At 70.1% G+C, this 14672-nt stretch carries 11 protein-coding genes; 7 read left to right on the top strand and 4 right to left on the bottom strand.

Going from position 1 to position 14672, the window contains the following annotated elements:
• Positions 1-62: 62 nt before the first annotated feature.
• The gene (locus ACWD1Z_RS15345; RefSeq protein ID WP_451118877.1) at positions 63-1511 is read right to left on the bottom strand and encodes a CCA tRNA nucleotidyltransferase; all 1449 of its coding nucleotides are present in this window, start codon (positions 1509-1511) and stop codon (positions 63-65) included.
• A gap of 212 nt (positions 1512-1723) precedes the next feature.
• On the opposite strand from ACWD1Z_RS15345, the gene ACWD1Z_RS15340 reads away from it, so the two are divergent.
• The 7 genes from ACWD1Z_RS15340 (at position 1724) to trxA (ending at position 11397) form a co-directional block, all read left to right on the top strand.
• Positions 1724-4084, top strand: coding sequence for a DUF6049 family protein (locus ACWD1Z_RS15340; RefSeq protein ID WP_451118875.1), 2361 nt, complete (start codon positions 1724-1726; stop codon positions 4082-4084).
• A gap of 44 nt (positions 4085-4128) precedes the next feature.
• Positions 4129-6393 carry a murein biosynthesis integral membrane protein MurJ gene (murJ, locus tag ACWD1Z_RS15335; protein WP_451118873.1) on the top strand — a complete coding sequence of 755 codons (2265 nt, stop codon included), beginning with the start codon at positions 4129-4131 and terminating at the stop codon, positions 6391-6393.
• A gap of 117 nt (positions 6394-6510) precedes the next feature.
• A complete protein-coding gene (locus ACWD1Z_RS15330; RefSeq protein ID WP_451118872.1) occupies positions 6511-8211 on the top strand; it encodes a protein kinase family protein in 1701 nt (566 codons plus the stop codon).
• Positions 8212-8229: 18 nt separating this feature from the next.
• Complete coding sequence (sigM, locus tag ACWD1Z_RS15325; protein ID WP_451118870.1) at positions 8230-8949, top strand: RNA polymerase sigma factor SigM; 720 nt, start codon at positions 8230-8232, stop codon at positions 8947-8949.
• The gene (locus tag ACWD1Z_RS15320) at positions 8946-9863 is read left to right on the top strand and encodes an anti-sigma factor family protein (RefSeq protein WP_451118868.1); all 918 of its coding nucleotides are present in this window, start codon (positions 8946-8948) and stop codon (positions 9861-9863) included. The genes sigM and ACWD1Z_RS15320 overlap by 4 nt, the downstream gene beginning before the upstream one ends.
• 183 nt (positions 9864-10046) lie before the next feature.
• Positions 10047-11018 carry a thioredoxin-disulfide reductase gene (trxB, locus tag ACWD1Z_RS15315; RefSeq protein ID WP_451118866.1) on the top strand — a complete coding sequence of 324 codons (972 nt, stop codon included), beginning with the start codon at positions 10047-10049 and terminating at the stop codon, positions 11016-11018.
• 46 nt (positions 11019-11064) lie between these two features.
• Positions 11065-11397, top strand: a complete 333-nt coding sequence (gene trxA / locus ACWD1Z_RS15310; protein ID WP_451118864.1) for a thioredoxin — start codon at positions 11065-11067, stop codon at positions 11395-11397.
• 73 nt (positions 11398-11470) lie between these two features.
• Here the strand turns inward: trxA and ACWD1Z_RS15305 are convergent, their stop codons facing one another.
• From ACWD1Z_RS15305 to ACWD1Z_RS15295, 3 genes are all read right to left on the bottom strand, one after another.
• The gene (locus ACWD1Z_RS15305; protein ID WP_451118862.1) at positions 11471-12088 is read right to left on the bottom strand and encodes a GNAT family N-acetyltransferase; all 618 of its coding nucleotides are present in this window, start codon (positions 12086-12088) and stop codon (positions 11471-11473) included.
• A gap of 319 nt (positions 12089-12407) precedes the next feature.
• On the bottom strand, positions 12408-13508 hold the full coding sequence (locus ACWD1Z_RS15300) for a ParB/RepB/Spo0J family partition protein (RefSeq protein WP_451118860.1): 1101 nt from the start codon (positions 13506-13508) through the stop codon (positions 12408-12410).
• The gene (locus ACWD1Z_RS15295) at positions 13505-14578 is read right to left on the bottom strand and encodes a ParA family protein (protein WP_451118936.1); all 1074 of its coding nucleotides are present in this window, start codon (positions 14576-14578) and stop codon (positions 13505-13507) included. The genes ACWD1Z_RS15300 and ACWD1Z_RS15295 overlap by 4 nt, the downstream gene beginning before the upstream one ends.
• Positions 14579-14672 lie beyond the last annotated feature (94 nt).

The following is a 14672-nucleotide window of genomic DNA, read 5'->3' as shown; positions in this document are numbered from 1 at the left end:
CACCGCCCCTCTCGCGCGCCCGGGGTCATGTTTCACGTGAAACATGACCCCGTTTCCCAGCCTCAGCCCTGCTCCGCCTCGGCCCACCACTCCTTGAGTGCGGTCACCGCCTCGTCGCGCTCCATCGGGCCGTTCTCCAGTCGCAGCTCCAGCATGTGCTGGTAGGCGCGCCCGATGACCGGGCCCGGGCCGACGCCCAGGATCTGCATGATGTCGTTGCCGTCGAGGTCCGGGCGGATCGCGTCCAGCTCCTCCTGCTCCTGGAGCTGGGCGATCCGGTCCTCCAGACCGTCGTACGCCCGGGAGAGCGCGGCGGCCTTGCGCTTGTTGCGGGTGGTGCAGTCCGAGCGGGTCAGCTTGTGCAGCCGGTCCAGCAGCGGGCCGGCGTCCCGGACATAGCGGCGGACCGCGGAGTCCGTCCACTCCCCGGTGCCGTAACCGTGGAAGCGCAGGTGGAGTTCGACCAGCCGCGAGACGTCCTTCACCAGGTCGTTGGAGTACTTCAGGGACGTCATCCGCTTCTTGGTCATCTTCGCGCCGACCACCTCGTGGTGGTGGAACGAGACCCGGCCGTCCTTCTCGAAGCGCCGGGTGCGCGGCTTGCCGATGTCATGCAGCAGGGCGGCAAGCCGGAGGGTCAGGTCGGGACCGTCCTCCTCCAGGGCCATCGCCTGCTCCAGGACGATCAGCGTGTGCTCGTACACGTCCTTGTGCCGGTGGTGCTCGTCGCTCTCCAGCCGCAGGGCCGGCAGCTCGGGCAGCACCCGCTCGGCGATCCCGGTGTCGACGAGCAGGGTCAGCCCCTTCCGGGGATGCGCGGAGAGGATCAGCTTGTTCAGCTCGTCCCGCACCCGCTCGGCCGAGACGATCTCGATGCGCTCGGACATCTCGCGCAGGGCCGTGACGACCTCGGGAGCCACCTCGAAGTCGAGCTGCGCCGCGAACCGTGCGGCGCGCATCATCCGCAGCGGATCGTCGGAGAAGGACTCCTCGGGCGTGCCCGGGGTGCGCAGTACACGCTCCGCCAGGTCACCGAGACCGCCGTGCGGGTCGATGAACTCCTTCTCCGGCAGCGCGACGGCCATGGCGTTCACCGTGAAGTCACGGCGGACCAGATCCTGCTCGATGGAGTCGCCGTACGACACCTCGGGCTTGCGCGAGGTCCGGTCGTAAGCCTCCGACCGGTAGGTGGTGACCTCGATCTGGTAGCCGTCCTTCTGCGCCCCCACCGTGCCGAAGGCGATCCCGACCTCCCACACGGCGTCCGCCCACGGGCGCACGATCGTGAGGACGTCCTCGGGGCGGGCGTCCGTGGTGAAGTCGAGGTCATTGCCGAGCCGGCCGAGCAACGCGTCCCGTACCGACCCGCCGACCAGGGCGAGTGAGAACCCGGCCTCCTGGAAGCGGCGGGCGAGTTCGTCGGCGACCGGCGCGACCCGCAGCAGTTCACTCACCGCGCGGTGCTGCACCTGGCTCAGGACACTGAGGTTGTCTTCGTTGGCGTTCGGCACAACAAAAGAGGGTACGTGGCCGCACCCGCCGTCAGCGCCTCCATTAAACGTGCACAGACCCGCTCCCCTTTATACGGGCACATACGGGACAGCCGGAGCGCACGGGCCGATCTTGTGGCGCGGTCCGCGGCACTTCCCCTCAGCGCGCATCGTTACCATGCGTGGACGCACATTCCGACGACCACTGACGACGACGAGGGACGGGCGAGCGCGTGGCCGAGGCGGCAGACTTCCAGGGGACCAGTGCCTCACCTGCCCGCCGCTGGCTGCGGCGCACCGGGGCACTGCTCGCCGGTGCCCCCCTGCTGGCGGGGCTGCTGCAGCTGCCCGCCGCGTCCCCCGCCCAGGCCGCCGGCGTCGACGAGACGGTCGCTGTCTCCGTCGACTCCCTCACTCCGAGCGTCCCCACGGACGGCGACAGGCTGACCGTGTCCGGCACGGTGACGAACAACGGCAGGCAGGCGGTCACCGACGCCCAGGTGGACCTGCGCGTGGGCCAGGAGCTGAACACCCGCTCCGGCATCGACACCGCCGCCAAGGCCACCGGCCACCAGCCGGGCAGCGACGGGGAACCGGTCGGCGGAAAGTACGTCGAGGAGTTCTCCACGCTCACTCCGGGCGTCGCCCAGCCCTTCACCATCTCCGTGCCGGTCGACGAGCTGGACCTGGGCGACAACGGCGTCTACCAGGTCGCGGTCTCGCTGTCCGGCCAGACCGCCGCGCAGCCGTGGCCCCAGGTGCTCGGCATCCAGCGGACCTTCCTGCCGTGGCTGCCCGACGGGCCCGACGCCCAGACCAGGACGACCGTGCTGTGGCCGCTGATCTCCACCGCCCACATGACGGCGCAGACGGGGTCGAACGAGTCGCAGACGCCGGTCTTCCGCGACAACGACCTCGCCAAGGAGCTCGCGCCGGGCGGCCGCCTGGAGCAGATGGTCTCCCTCGGCAAGGATCTCGACGTCACCTGGGTGGTCGACCCGGACCTGCTGGCCTCCGTCGACGCCATGACCCGCAGCTACCGCATCCAGGGCGAGGGCGACACCACCACCGCCGGCACCCGCGCCGACCAGGAGCTCGCCAAGCGGTGGCTCGTCGGGCTCCAGGACGCGGTGGCCGACAACGAGGTCGTCGCGCTGCCCTTCGCCGACCCCGACCTGGCGTCCCTCGCCCACAACGGCACGGCCGTCACCGGCTCACTCGGCCACCTCAAGGAGGCGACCGACGTCGCGGCCGACACCGTCGGCTCGATCCTTCACGTGGAGCCGACCACCGACTTCGCCTGGCCGGTGGACGGCGCCGTGGACCCGTCCATCGTGAAGGTCGCCACCTCGGCCGGGGCGGACAAGGTGATCGCGCGCAGCGACAGCCTGGACGAGACCGCGGGCCTGACCTACACGCCCTCCGCGGCCCGCCCCATCGGCGGCGGCACGACGGCGGTGGTCGCGGACGCCCGGCTGTCCACCCTGTTCCAGGACGACATGACGAGGGCGTCCGCGTCGACGCTCGCCGTCCAGCGGTTCCTGGCCCAGAGCCTGGCGCTGAACCTCCAGACGGACGAGGAACGCAGCATCGTCGTCGCCCCGCAGCGCATGCCGACGGGCGCCCAGGCCCGGGCGCTGGCGGAGGCGCTGACCGCCCTCCAGGACGGCGGCTGGACCGAGTCCCAGGACCTCACCGAGGCCGCCGCGGCCAAGCCGGACCCGGACGCCACCACCAAGGTCCCGGCGGCGTCCGCCTACCCCTCCGCGCTGCGCAAGCAGGAGCTCCAGCGGTCGGCCTTCGAGCAGATCGCGGCCACCCAGAACAAGCTCGGCAAGTTCAAGGTCATCCTCAACAACGAGTCCCGGGTCGTGACCCCCTTCGGTCGCGCCATGAACCGCGAGATGTCCACGTCGTGGCGCGGTCGCGGCACGGATGCGGCGGTGTACCGCAACGACGTGGAGGTGTACCTGGAGTCCCTGGCCGGCCAGGTCACGCTGATCGAGAAGTCCGAGACCAAGCTGTCCGGCCGCAGCGCCACGATTCCCGTGACGGTGCAGAACAACCTGGTCCAGGGCGTCGACAACCTGGTCCTGAGGCTCACCTCGACCAGCCCCAGGCGCCTGAAGATCGGCGGCTACGCCTACTCGGAGCAGCCGGTCACGGTCTCGGGCGGGCACAGCCAGACGGTGAAGTTCACCACCTCCGCCGAGGCCAACGGCCGGGCCGAGGTGATCGCCCAGCTCTACACCGAGGACGGGCAGAAGTACGGCGACCCCGTGAAGTTCGATGTGCGGGTCACCGAGTTCACCGCGACGGTGATGCTGGTCATCGGCGGCGGCTTCCTCCTCCTGGTCCTCGCCGGCTTCCGGATGTACACGCAGCGCAAGCGTGCCGCCCGCGAGCCGCGGGAGACCGGCCCCGAGGAGATCGCCGCCGGCCCGGAGAACCCGGAGGGCGCCGAGGACCGTCCCGTGGAGGAGTCCGCAACCGGTGCCGGGGCAGGCGAGTATGAGCAGCCGAGTGACCCGGCAGCGGACACCCCAGTGGAAAGCGCCGACCCGTCCGGCACGGGTGAGAGAGTGGACCGTTGAGGATGTCGTGGCCGGTGGGCCGGGGACGATGAGGTGGGGTAACCATGAACGCGCCGTACGACGGTGACCGCGGCCAGGCCGCGGGCAGCTCGGGCTACCCCGAGGGCCCGCCGCCCGAGCAGGGCCAGGTACCGCCGCAGCCCCCGGCGGACATGTACCTCCAGGACGCCTACGAGCAGGACCCCTACCGGGCCCAGGACCTCTCGGCCCAGGACCCGGTCGCCGAGGCGCTCTACGACCGCGCCGCGCACCCCCCGCCGCCCCCGGGCAGCTACGCGCCGCAGCAGCCGCTGTACGCCCAGCCCCAGCAGTCCCCCTACGCCCCCGACCCGAACGTGTGGGCCCAGACCCCGGCGCCCGAGCCGGACGGCGCCACCCAGTACCTGCCGTACGGTGACGACCCGCGCACCACGCAGTACGTGGGCGTGGACGACCTGGTCACGCACTCCTCCGACGAGCGCCACGAGCCTGACGCCTTCGCCCACCTGTTCAGGGACCAGCAGCAGGCCTCCACCCCGCCGTACGAGCAGCCGTCGGTGCCGGGCCAGGCGCCGGAGCCGGGGCAGTACCAGCAGCCGCAGGCGCCCGCCCCGGCGCCGGCCGACGCGACCATGAACCTCGGCACCGCGCCCGTCCCGCCGCCGGCCTCGCCGCCTCCCGTACCCGCTGCCAAGAGGGGCGGGAAGGCCGGGGGCCTGCTGAAGTCGAGCGCGGTGATGGCGGCGGGCACGATGGTGTCCCGGCTCACCGGGTTCATCCGCTCGGCGATGATCGTGTCCGCTCTCGGTGTGGGTCTGCTCGGCGACACCTTCCAGGTCGCCTACCAGCTGCCCACGATGATCTACATCCTGACCGTCGGCGGCGGCCTCAACTCCGTCTTCGTGCCGCAGCTGGTGCGCGCCATGAACAACGACGAGGACGGCGGCGAGGCGTACGCGAACCGCCTGCTGACGCTGGTGATGGTGGCGCTCGCCGCGCTCACCGCCCTCGCGATGCTCGCCGCGCCGCTCCTGGTGAGCGCCCTGTCGACGAAGGTCGCCAGCGACCCCGCCGCCAACGACGTGGCGGTCACCTTCACCCGCTTCTTCCTGCCCTCGATCTTCTTCATGGGCGTCCACGTGGTGATGGGCCAGATCCTCAACGCCCGCGGCAGGTTCGGCGCGATGATGTGGACGCCGGTCCTGAACAACGTCGTCATCATCGTGACCCTCGGCATGTTCCTGTGGGTGTACGGCACCGCGGAGCGCTCCGGCATGGCGGTCACCAGCATCCCGCCGGAGGGCCAGCGGCTCCTCGGCCTCGGTGTACTGCTCGGCCTGGTCGTCCAGGCCCTGGCGATGATCCCCTACCTGCGCGAGACGGGCTTCCGGCCGCGGCTGCGCTTCGACTGGAAGGGCCACGGTCTCGGCAAGGCAGCGATGCTCGCCAAGTGGACGATCCTGTTCGTCCTGGCCAACCAGGCGGGCGCGCTCGTCGTCACCCAGCTGTCCACCGCCGCCGGTGTCAACGCCGACGTCGACGGAACCGGCTTCGCCGCCTACGCCAACGCCCAGCTCATCTGGGGCCTGCCGCAGGCCATCATCACCGTCTCGCTGATGGCCGCCCTGCTGCCGCGCCTCTCGCGCTCGGCGGCCGAGGGGGACCAAGGTGCCGTCCGCGACGACATCTCCCAGGGCCTGCGGACGACGGCCGTCGCGATCGTTCCCATCGCCTTCGGTTTCGTGGCCCTCGGCATCCCGATGTGCACGCTGATGTTCGGCACCTCGGGCACCAGCGAGGCCACCAACATGGGCTTCATGCTGATGGCCTTCGGCCTCGGCCTGATCCCGTACTCCGTGCAGTACGTGGTGCTGCGCGCCTTCTACGCCTACGAGGACACCCGGACGCCCTTCTACAACACGGTCATCGTGGCGGCCGTCAACGCGCTCGCCTCGGCCGTCTGCTTCTTCGTCCTCCCGGCCCGCTGGGCCGTCGTCGGCATGGCCGCCTCGTACGGCCTGGCCTACGCGATCGGCGTCGGCGTCGCCTGGGCCCGGCTGCGCAAGAAGCTGGGCGGCGACCTGGACGGCGCACGGGTGATGCGGACGTACGCCAGGCTCTGCATCGCCTCGATCCCGGCCGCGCTGCTCAGCGGTGCGGCCTGCTACGGCATCGCCCAGAGCCTCGGCCAGGGCGCCCTCGGCTCCTTCGCCGCCCTGCTGGCCGGCGGAGCCGTCCTGCTCGGGTTCTTCTTCGTCTTCGCCCGCAAGATGCGGATCGAGGAGCTGAACTCGCTGGTCGGCATGGTCCGCGGGCGTCTGGGCCGCTGAGGCGGGGGTACGCGCACAACCATCGTCCGCCACCGCGTGTCGTGCATAGCGGCGGACTGTGGGCACAATTGGTTTCGGCGTCTGGAGCGCCCAACGGATGGGGAGGCAGGAGCGACGGTGGCAGAACGGAGCACGGCTGCCGTCGACGTGGCAGACAACAGCGGCGACGAGCCGCTGACCGCTCAGGCGGACCAGTCCACGGCCGACGGGGTGGCCCAGAATCGGGAGCGGGACACGGACACCGACGAGGCACAGGGGAGTGGCGGGACCGAGGGTTCCGGGAAGGCCTCACCACCCGAACTGCACAGCGGTCACAAGCTCGCCAGACGCTACCGGCTCGAGGAGTGCGTCACCCGTTTGGACGGGTTCAGCAGCTGGCGTGCGGTGGACGAGAAACTGCGGCGCGCCGTCGGCGTCCACATCCTGCCCGCCGACCACTCACGGGCCCGCTCCGTGCTGGCCGCCGCCCGCTCCTCCGCGCTGCTCGGCGACCCGCGTTTCGTCCAGGTGCTGGACGCCGTCGAGGAGAACGACGTCGTCTACGTCGTCCACGAGTGGCTGCCCGACGCCACCGAGCTGACCACCCTGCTCTCCGCCGGTCCGCTGGAGCCGTACGACGGCTACCAGATGGTCTCCCAGGTCGCCGCCGCCATGGCCGCCGCGCACCGGGAGGGCCTCGCGCACCTGCGGCTGAACCCGAACGCGGTGCTGCGTACCTCGACCGGTCAGTGGCGCATCCGCGGACTGGCCGTCAACGCCGCCCTGCGCGGCATCAGTTCGGAGACTCCGCAGCGCGCCGACACCGAAGCCATCGGGGCCCTGCTGTACGCGGGGCTCACCCAGCGCTGGCCGTACGAGAACGACGCCTACGGCCTGACCGGGCTGCCCAAGGACGTCGGTCTGATCGCGCCCGACCAGGTGCGGGCCGGCGTGCACCGCGGGCTGTCCGAGCTGGCCATGCGCGCGCTCGTCAACGACGGCGCGACCGCCTCCCGCCACGAGTCCCCCTGCACCACGCCGGAGGAACTGGTCAAGGCGATCAGCGAGATGCCCCGCATCCGCCCGCCGGAGCCGGCGTTCACCGCACCGCCGGACTACCAGCACACGACGTACCAGCAGGGCACCTACGGCCGCCAGTCCCCGCACCCCGGCGCCGTCCAGCCCGTCCCGGCCCCGCCGCCCCCGCTCCAGAGCCGCACCGGCAGGGCCCTGAAGTGGGCCGTCTCGGCGCTGCTCATCGCCGCCCTGGGCCTGGGCAGTTGGCAGCTGGCGGATGCCCTCATGGACCAGGGCAACAAGGCGGAGGACACCAACCAGACGCAGACGACCGACGGGAACGACAAGAGCCCGAAGAAGCCGACGGCAGGCAAGCCGATCGCCATCCAGGAAGCTCATGACTTCGACCCGCTCGGCGACGACGGTACCGAGTACCCGGCGGACGTGTACAAGGTCTACGACGCCGACCCGGCGTCGTTCTGGCAGACCAGCTACTACGGGAACGCCAACTTCGGGAACCTGAAGCCGGGCGTCGGAGTGATCCTGGACCTCGGCAAGGTCCAGCGGGTCGGTAAGGTGACCGTCTCCTTCAAGGGCAGCACCTCCGTCGAGCTCCGTGGCGCTTCCGGCGACACGGGTGTGATGCCGACGTCCTTGGAGAGCTACGTCAAGGTCGCCGAGGGTTCGGGCACGACGGTGACGCTCAAGCCGGGCAAGAGCCTGAACTCCCGGTACCTGCTGGTGTGGCTGACCGAGCTGCCGATACAGGCGGACGACGGCAAGTGGCGCGGCAGGGTCATGGACATCAAGGTGACCGGCTGAGGCTGGAGAGGGGGTCCGATGGCGGACAGCACCGCATTCGCCGACGCTAGCGATCAGGACCTCCTGGCCCGCCACGTAAAGGGCGACCCCGACGCCTTCGCCGAACTCGTGCGTCGCCATCGCGACCGGCTCTGGGCCGTGGCCCTGCGGACGCTCGGCGACCGTGAGGAGGCCGCTGACGCTGTTCAGGACGCTCTTGTCTCCGCCTACCGCGCCGCCCACACCTTCCGGGGCCAGTCGGCCGTCACGACCTGGCTGCACCGGATCACGGTGAACGCCTGTCTCGACCGGGCCCGTAAAGCGGCCTCCCGCAAGACCTCCCCCGTGGACGACACCGAGCGGCTCGAACAGCTTCTGGAGCCGCATGAGTCGGCCGCCGCGCCGGCCGAGCGGAACGATCTGCATCGGCAGTTGCTGGAAGCACTCGGCACGCTCCCGCCCGATCAGCGGGCCGCTCTCGTCCTGGTGGACATGCAGGGGTATCCCGTCGCCGAGGCCGCACGGATCCTCGATGTTCCCACCGGCACCGTGAAGAGCCGCTGCGCGCGGGGCAGAGCCAGACTGCTGCCGCTGCTCACCCATCTGCGGCCGGGAAACACCGGCAAGGAAGCGCGCGAGGGGCGGAACCGTGCGGAGGGGTCATCCGTCCCACCGGCAGCGGCCCCGCATGCCGCAGGTCCGGGTGACGCCGGGCCAAGTGATTCAGCTGCAGTGAAGGGCGGAGGTGGGCGAGCGTGACGTCGACGACAGACACGGCCGGGCACCCGGACGTCACCGAGCTCTCCGACCTCACCGAGGGCCTGCTTCCCGCGTCCCGCAGCGCGGATGTACGGCAGCACCTCACGGGGTGCGACCTGTGCGCGGACGTCTACGCGTCCCTGGAGGAGATCCGCGGACTGCTGGGCACCCTGCCCGGACCCCCGCGGATGCCCGCCGACGTCGCCGGACGGATCGACGCCGCACTTGCCGCGGAGGCGCTGCTCGACGCCACGGCTCCGGACGACGCGACGCCCTCGGTGCCGCTCGGCACGCCCCAGGGCTCGGACGACGAGGCGCGTGTTTCACGTGAAACATCGGCCACGGCGGACCGTCCCGCGGGCCACGCCCGCCCCTCGACCACAGGTCCCGGCCGCAAGGAGCGACGACGGAGCGGACGCCGTCGTATCGCCGTCCTCGGCACCGTCTTCACCGTGGCGGCCCTCGGACTCGGCTCCGTACTGCTCTCCTCACTCCATGAGGGATCGGACGGCGGACCCGAGAGCGAGAGCAGGCAGGCCACCGCCTCGGACACCTTCGCCGCGAGCACCCTGGAACAACAGGTCGACGATCTCCTCGCCGAGAAGGCCACCGGCGACGGCCGGACACCGCTCAGCAGCATGGGGGTGGAATCCGTTCCCGGCTCCAAGGAGCCCCACGTCTTCAAGCAGCCGACGGTCCCCGGCTGCGTCCAGGACGGCATCGGGCGCAACGACACCGCCCTCGTGACAGAGGAAGGCATCTACCAGGGCACCGAGGCCCTGCTGGTGGTCCTGTCCGACCCGTCCGACTCCACCAAGGTCACCGCGTACATCGTGGACACGGCCTGCGTGAGTGACCCCTCCGTGGGCAAGGGCGACGTTCTGCTGACCCACACCTACACCCGCACCTCCTGAGCACCTGTTCTCAGGCGTGGACGCTTCGGCTCCGCCCTGCGTGGTAGGCGCTATGGTGTCGCCCCTTCGTGTGCCCGGACACAGCGGGAATGCGCGCCCCTTAGGATCCGTTGGGTGGGGTGAGAGTCCTGAAAGGGGCTCCCACCGGACCTATGACGCAGTCCAGAGACGAGGAATCCAGCCGTGAGCGACGTCCGTAACGTGATCATCATCGGCTCCGGGCCCGCCGGCTACACGGCGGCGCTCTACACCGCGCGCGCGTCGCTGAAGCCGCTGGTGTTCGAGGGGGCTGTCACCGCGGGTGGCGCCCTGATGAACACCACCGAGGTGGAGAACTTCCCCGGCTTCCAGGACGGCATCATGGGCCCTGAGCTCATGGACAACATGCGCGGTCAGGCCGAGCGCTTCGGCGCCGAGCTCATCCCGGACGACATCGTCTCCGTCGACCTCTCCGGCGAGATCAAGACCGTCACCGACACCTCGGGCACGGTCCACCGCGCCAAAGCCGTCATCGTCGCCACCGGCTCCCAGCACCGCAAGCTCGGCCTGCCGAACGAGGACGCCCTGTCCGGCCGCGGCGTCTCCTGGTGCGCCACCTGTGACGGCTTCTTCTTCAGGGACCAGGACATCGCCGTGATCGGCGGCGGCGACACCGCGATGGAGGAGGCCACCTTCCTGTCGCGCTTCGCCAAGTCGGTGACGATCGTCCACCGTCGCGACACCCTGCGCGCCTCCAAGGCCATGCAGGACCGTGCCTTCGCCGACCCGAAGATCAAGTTCGTGTGGGACAGCGAGGTCGCCGAGGTCCAGGGCGACCAGAAGCTCGCGGCTCTGAAGCTGCGCAACCTCAAGACCGGCGAGCTCTCCGACCTTCCGGTCACCGGCCTCTTCATCGCGATCGGCCACGACCCGCGCACCGAACTCTTCAAGGGCCAGCTGGAGCTGGACGAGGAGGGCTACCTCAAGGTCGACGCCCCCTCCACCCGCACCAACCTTGCCGGTGTCTTCGGCGCCGGCGACGTGGTCGACCACACCTACCGCCAGGCGATCACCGCGGCCGGCACCGGTTGTTCCGCCGCCCTCGACGCCGAGCGCTTCCTCGCCGCCCTCGCGGACGAGGAGCAGGCCGAGCCCGAGAAGACCGCCGCCGTCTGACCTCCACCCCACCCGCCCCACGCACCAACCAGTTAAGGAGCCCGCCGTGGCCGGCACCCTGAAGAATGTGACCGACGACTCCTTCGAGCAGGACGTCATCAAGAGCGACAAGCCCGTCCTGGTGGACTTCTGGGCCGCCTGGTGCGGTCCGTGCCGCCAGATCGCGCCGTCCCTCGAGGCCATTGCCGCCGAGTACGGCGACAAGATCGAGATCGTCAAGCTGAACATCGACGAGAACCCGGGTACGGCCGCCAAGTACGGCGTCATGTCCATCCCGACGCTGAACGTCTACCAGAACGGCGAGGTCGCCAAGACCATCGTCGGTGCGAAGCCGAAGGCCGCGATCGTCCGCGACCTCGAGGACTTCATCGCCGACTAGCCGTTGTTTCACGTGAAACACGAAGAGGGCCGGCCCACCTGGGCCGGCCCTTTTGCTGTGCCCGTTACAGTTCTCACAGCGGCCGCAGCGCGGGTTCCTTCTGCACGGCCCCCAGCAGACGGTCCAGCGCCATCTCCACGTCTTCCTTCCAGGAGAGCGTCGTCCGCAGCTCCAGCCTCAGCCGCGGGTAGGCCGGATGAGGCCGTACCGTCTTGAAGCCCACGGCCAGCAAGTGATCGGCGGGGAGCACACACCCGGGTTCCTTCCAGCGCGCGTCACCGAAGGCCTCGATCGCCTTGAAGCCCCGCCGCAACAGATCCTTGGCGACCGTCTGCACCATCACCCGCCCCAGTCCCTGCCCCTGGTACCCCGGCAGGATGAACGCCGTCATCAGCTGGACGGCGTCCGGAGACACCGGGCTCGTGGGGAACGCGGTCGAGCGAGGGACGTAGGCCGGAGGCGCGTACAGCACAAAGCCCACCGGGACGTCGTCGACGTAGACGACCCGGCCGCAGGACCCCCAGTCCAGCAGCACGGCGGAGATCCAGGACTCCTTCTCCAGCTCCGACGTGCCGCCGGCTACCGCGGCCTTGCCGCTGACGGGATCCAGCTCCCAGAAGACACACGAGCGGCAACGCTGGGGAATGTCCTGAAGGTTGTCCAGCGTGAGCGGTACGAGCCGACGCCCCATGAAGGCTGATCCTCGCTTCCCTCGCCCGCTGCGTCGCGGGCGGCTGTCAGGGCGCTCCGTTCCCTGAGCAGACTGCCGACGAACCCGCCGACCGCCCCCAGGCCGAGACCCGCACTCACCAGTCCGGTCCGGCTCACCGTTCGCATGGCCCCCGCCTCCCCTAAGAGGTGCCGCCAGGTGGATGCGCCATACCCGATCGCATCGTATCCACGATGCGTTGGCATCGATACCGGGAGAAAGCAAAGGGCGGGCCGTGTTCCGGTACGACCGGACACGGCCCGCCCTTCATCGGGTCCGCTCTGGCACAAGGCCCAGGAGGTCAGTCCTCGGTGTCCTCCGCGCCGTCCTCCAGGAGGCTCTTCTGGAGAGCGAGCCGCTCGCCCGGGGCGAGGGTGTTCAGGATCCGTTCAAGGTCGTCCGGCGAGGCGAACTCGACGGTGATCTTGCCCTTCTTCTGACCCAGCTCGACCTTCACCCGGGTCTCGAAGCGGTCCGAGAGCCGGGTCGCCAGGTCGGTCAGCGCCGGGGAGACCCGGCCACCGGCGCGCGGCCCCTTGGCCCTCGGCGCCTTCTGGGCCCGGGAGCCCATCAAGGTGACGATCTCCTCGACGGACCGGACCGAGAGGCCCTCGGCGACCACGCGGTAAGCCAGCCGCTCCTGCTCCTCCGGGTCCTCCACCGAGAGCAGCGCCCGCGCGTGCCCGGCGGAAAGGACGCCGGCCGCCACCCGGTTCTGCACCTTCGGCGAGAGCTTCAACAGCCGCAGGGTGTTGGAGACCTGAGGACGGGACCGGCCGATGCGGTCCGCCAGCTGGTCGTGCGTGCAGTTGAAGTCCTTGAGCAGCTGGTCGTAGGCGGCGGCCTCTTCCAGCGGGTTCAGCTGGGCGCGGTGCAGGTTCTCCAGCAGCGCGTCCAGGAGGAGCTTCTCGTCGTCCGTGGCCCGCACGATCGCCGGGATGGCCTCCAGGCCCGCCTCGCGGCAAGCCCGCCAGCGCCGCTCGCCCATGATGAGCTCGTAGCGGCCCGGAGCCAGCTGGCGTACGACGACCGGCTGGAGGAGTCCGACCTCCTTGATGGAGGTGACGAGTTCCTGGAGCGCGTCCTCGTCGAAGACCTCACGCGGCTGGCGCGGGTTCGGCGAGATGGAGTCGAGGGGGAGTTCGGCGAAGTGGGCGCCCATGGGAGGCGCGGGCATCTCCGCCGTGCCGTTCACCGACGGCTCCTCTGTTTCACGTGAAACAGGCGGCAGCGCGGTCACCTTCGCCGCGGCCACACCGCGATCGGTGGTCAGCACGGGAACGGCCGTCGGCGACGCGGACGCGACGCTTCCCGCCGCGGCCGGGGCCGCCGTGCTGTCTGCCGGGCCAGGGATCAGTGCGCCCAGGCCACGGCCCAGACCAATCCTCCGTCGGTCACTCACTGGATCCCCTCCACCATGCTCGGGTCGCTCTGTGCGCCGACGTGGGCGTGGGTCGGGTCGTAGCCGACGCCGACACCCCTCAACGCGATTTCTCGTGCCGCCTCAAGATAGGACAGCGCGCCGCTGGATCCCGGATCGTAGGTCAGCACCGTCTGGCCGTAGCTCGGCGCCTCGGAGATCCGGACCGAGCGCGGAATGCTCGTCCTCAGCACCTCCTCGCCGAAGTGGCTGCGTACCTCGTCCGCGACCTGGGACGCGAGGCGCGTCCGGCCGTCGTACATGGTGAGCAGGATCGTCGACACATGCAGGGTGGGGTTGAGGTGCCCCCGTACCAGGTCGACATTGCGGAGCAGCTGACCCAGGCCCTCCAGGGCGTAGTACTCGCACTGAATCGGGATCAGGACCTCCTGCCCGGCCACCAGGGCGTTGACCGTCAGCAGGCCGAGGGAGGGCGGGCAGTCGATGAGGATGTAGTCCAGCGGCTGCTCGTACGCCTGAATCGCCCGCTCGAGCCGGCTCTCGCGTGCCACCAGTGACACCAGCTCGATCTCCGCACCGGCGAGATCGATCGTGGCGGGGGCGCAGAAGAGACCCTCGACATCGGGGACGGGCTGGACGACTTCCGCGAGCGGCCTGCTCTCGACCAGCACGTCATAGACCGACGGAACTTCGGCGTGATGGTCGATGCCCAAGGCCGTGGAGGCGTTGCCCTGGGGGTCGAGGTCGATCACCAGGACGCGGCCACCGTGCAGAGCCAGCGACGCGGCAAGATTGACGGTCGTCGTCGTCTTGCCGACGCCGCCCTTCTGGTTGGCGACCACGATGACCCGGGTCTGCTCGGGCCGTGGAAGACCCTCACCGGCACGGCCAAGAGCCTCCACCGCCAGTTGGGCAGCACGACCGATGGGAGTGTCGTCCATCGGGGGCGGTGTTTCACGTGAAACATCGTCCCCCATCGACTCGGTACGGGGACCGGGGACCGGATCGGTCATCGGTCCCGCGATGTTGGCGTCGGACCGCAAGGATTCACTCTCCTCGACTTCAGGCTCGCAATGAACAGAGCCTCCCATGTCTTCGGGGTCGTGAACCAGTGAGCCCTGGTCTTCTGTGGAGAAATCCACCTCTGTGGACAACTCCTTTGCCCCTCCGAGTGACCCGAGAGGC

Source organism: Streptomyces sp. NPDC002784 (assembly GCF_053592135.1).
The sequence above is the reverse complement of the archived record's forward strand: the minus strand, read 5'-3'. Positions and strand labels throughout refer to the sequence as shown.

What these genes read in the sequence shown, in the direction of transcription:
- murJ (WP_451118873.1), top strand. Translation starts at nt 4,129, where the DNA reads ATGAACGCGCCGTACGACGGTGACCGCGGCCAGGCCGCGGGCAGCTCG.
- sigM (WP_451118870.1), top strand. Translation starts at nt 8,230, where the DNA reads ATGGCGGACAGCACCGCATTCGCCGACGCTAGCGATCAGGACCTCCTG.
- ACWD1Z_RS15305 (WP_451118862.1), bottom strand. Translation starts at nt 12,088, where the DNA reads ATGGGGCGTCGGCTCGTACCGCTCACGCTGGACAACCTTCAGGACATT.
- ACWD1Z_RS15295 (WP_451118936.1), bottom strand. Translation starts at nt 14,578, where the DNA reads ATGGGAGGCTCTGTTCATTGCGAGCCTGAAGTCGAGGAGAGTGAATCC.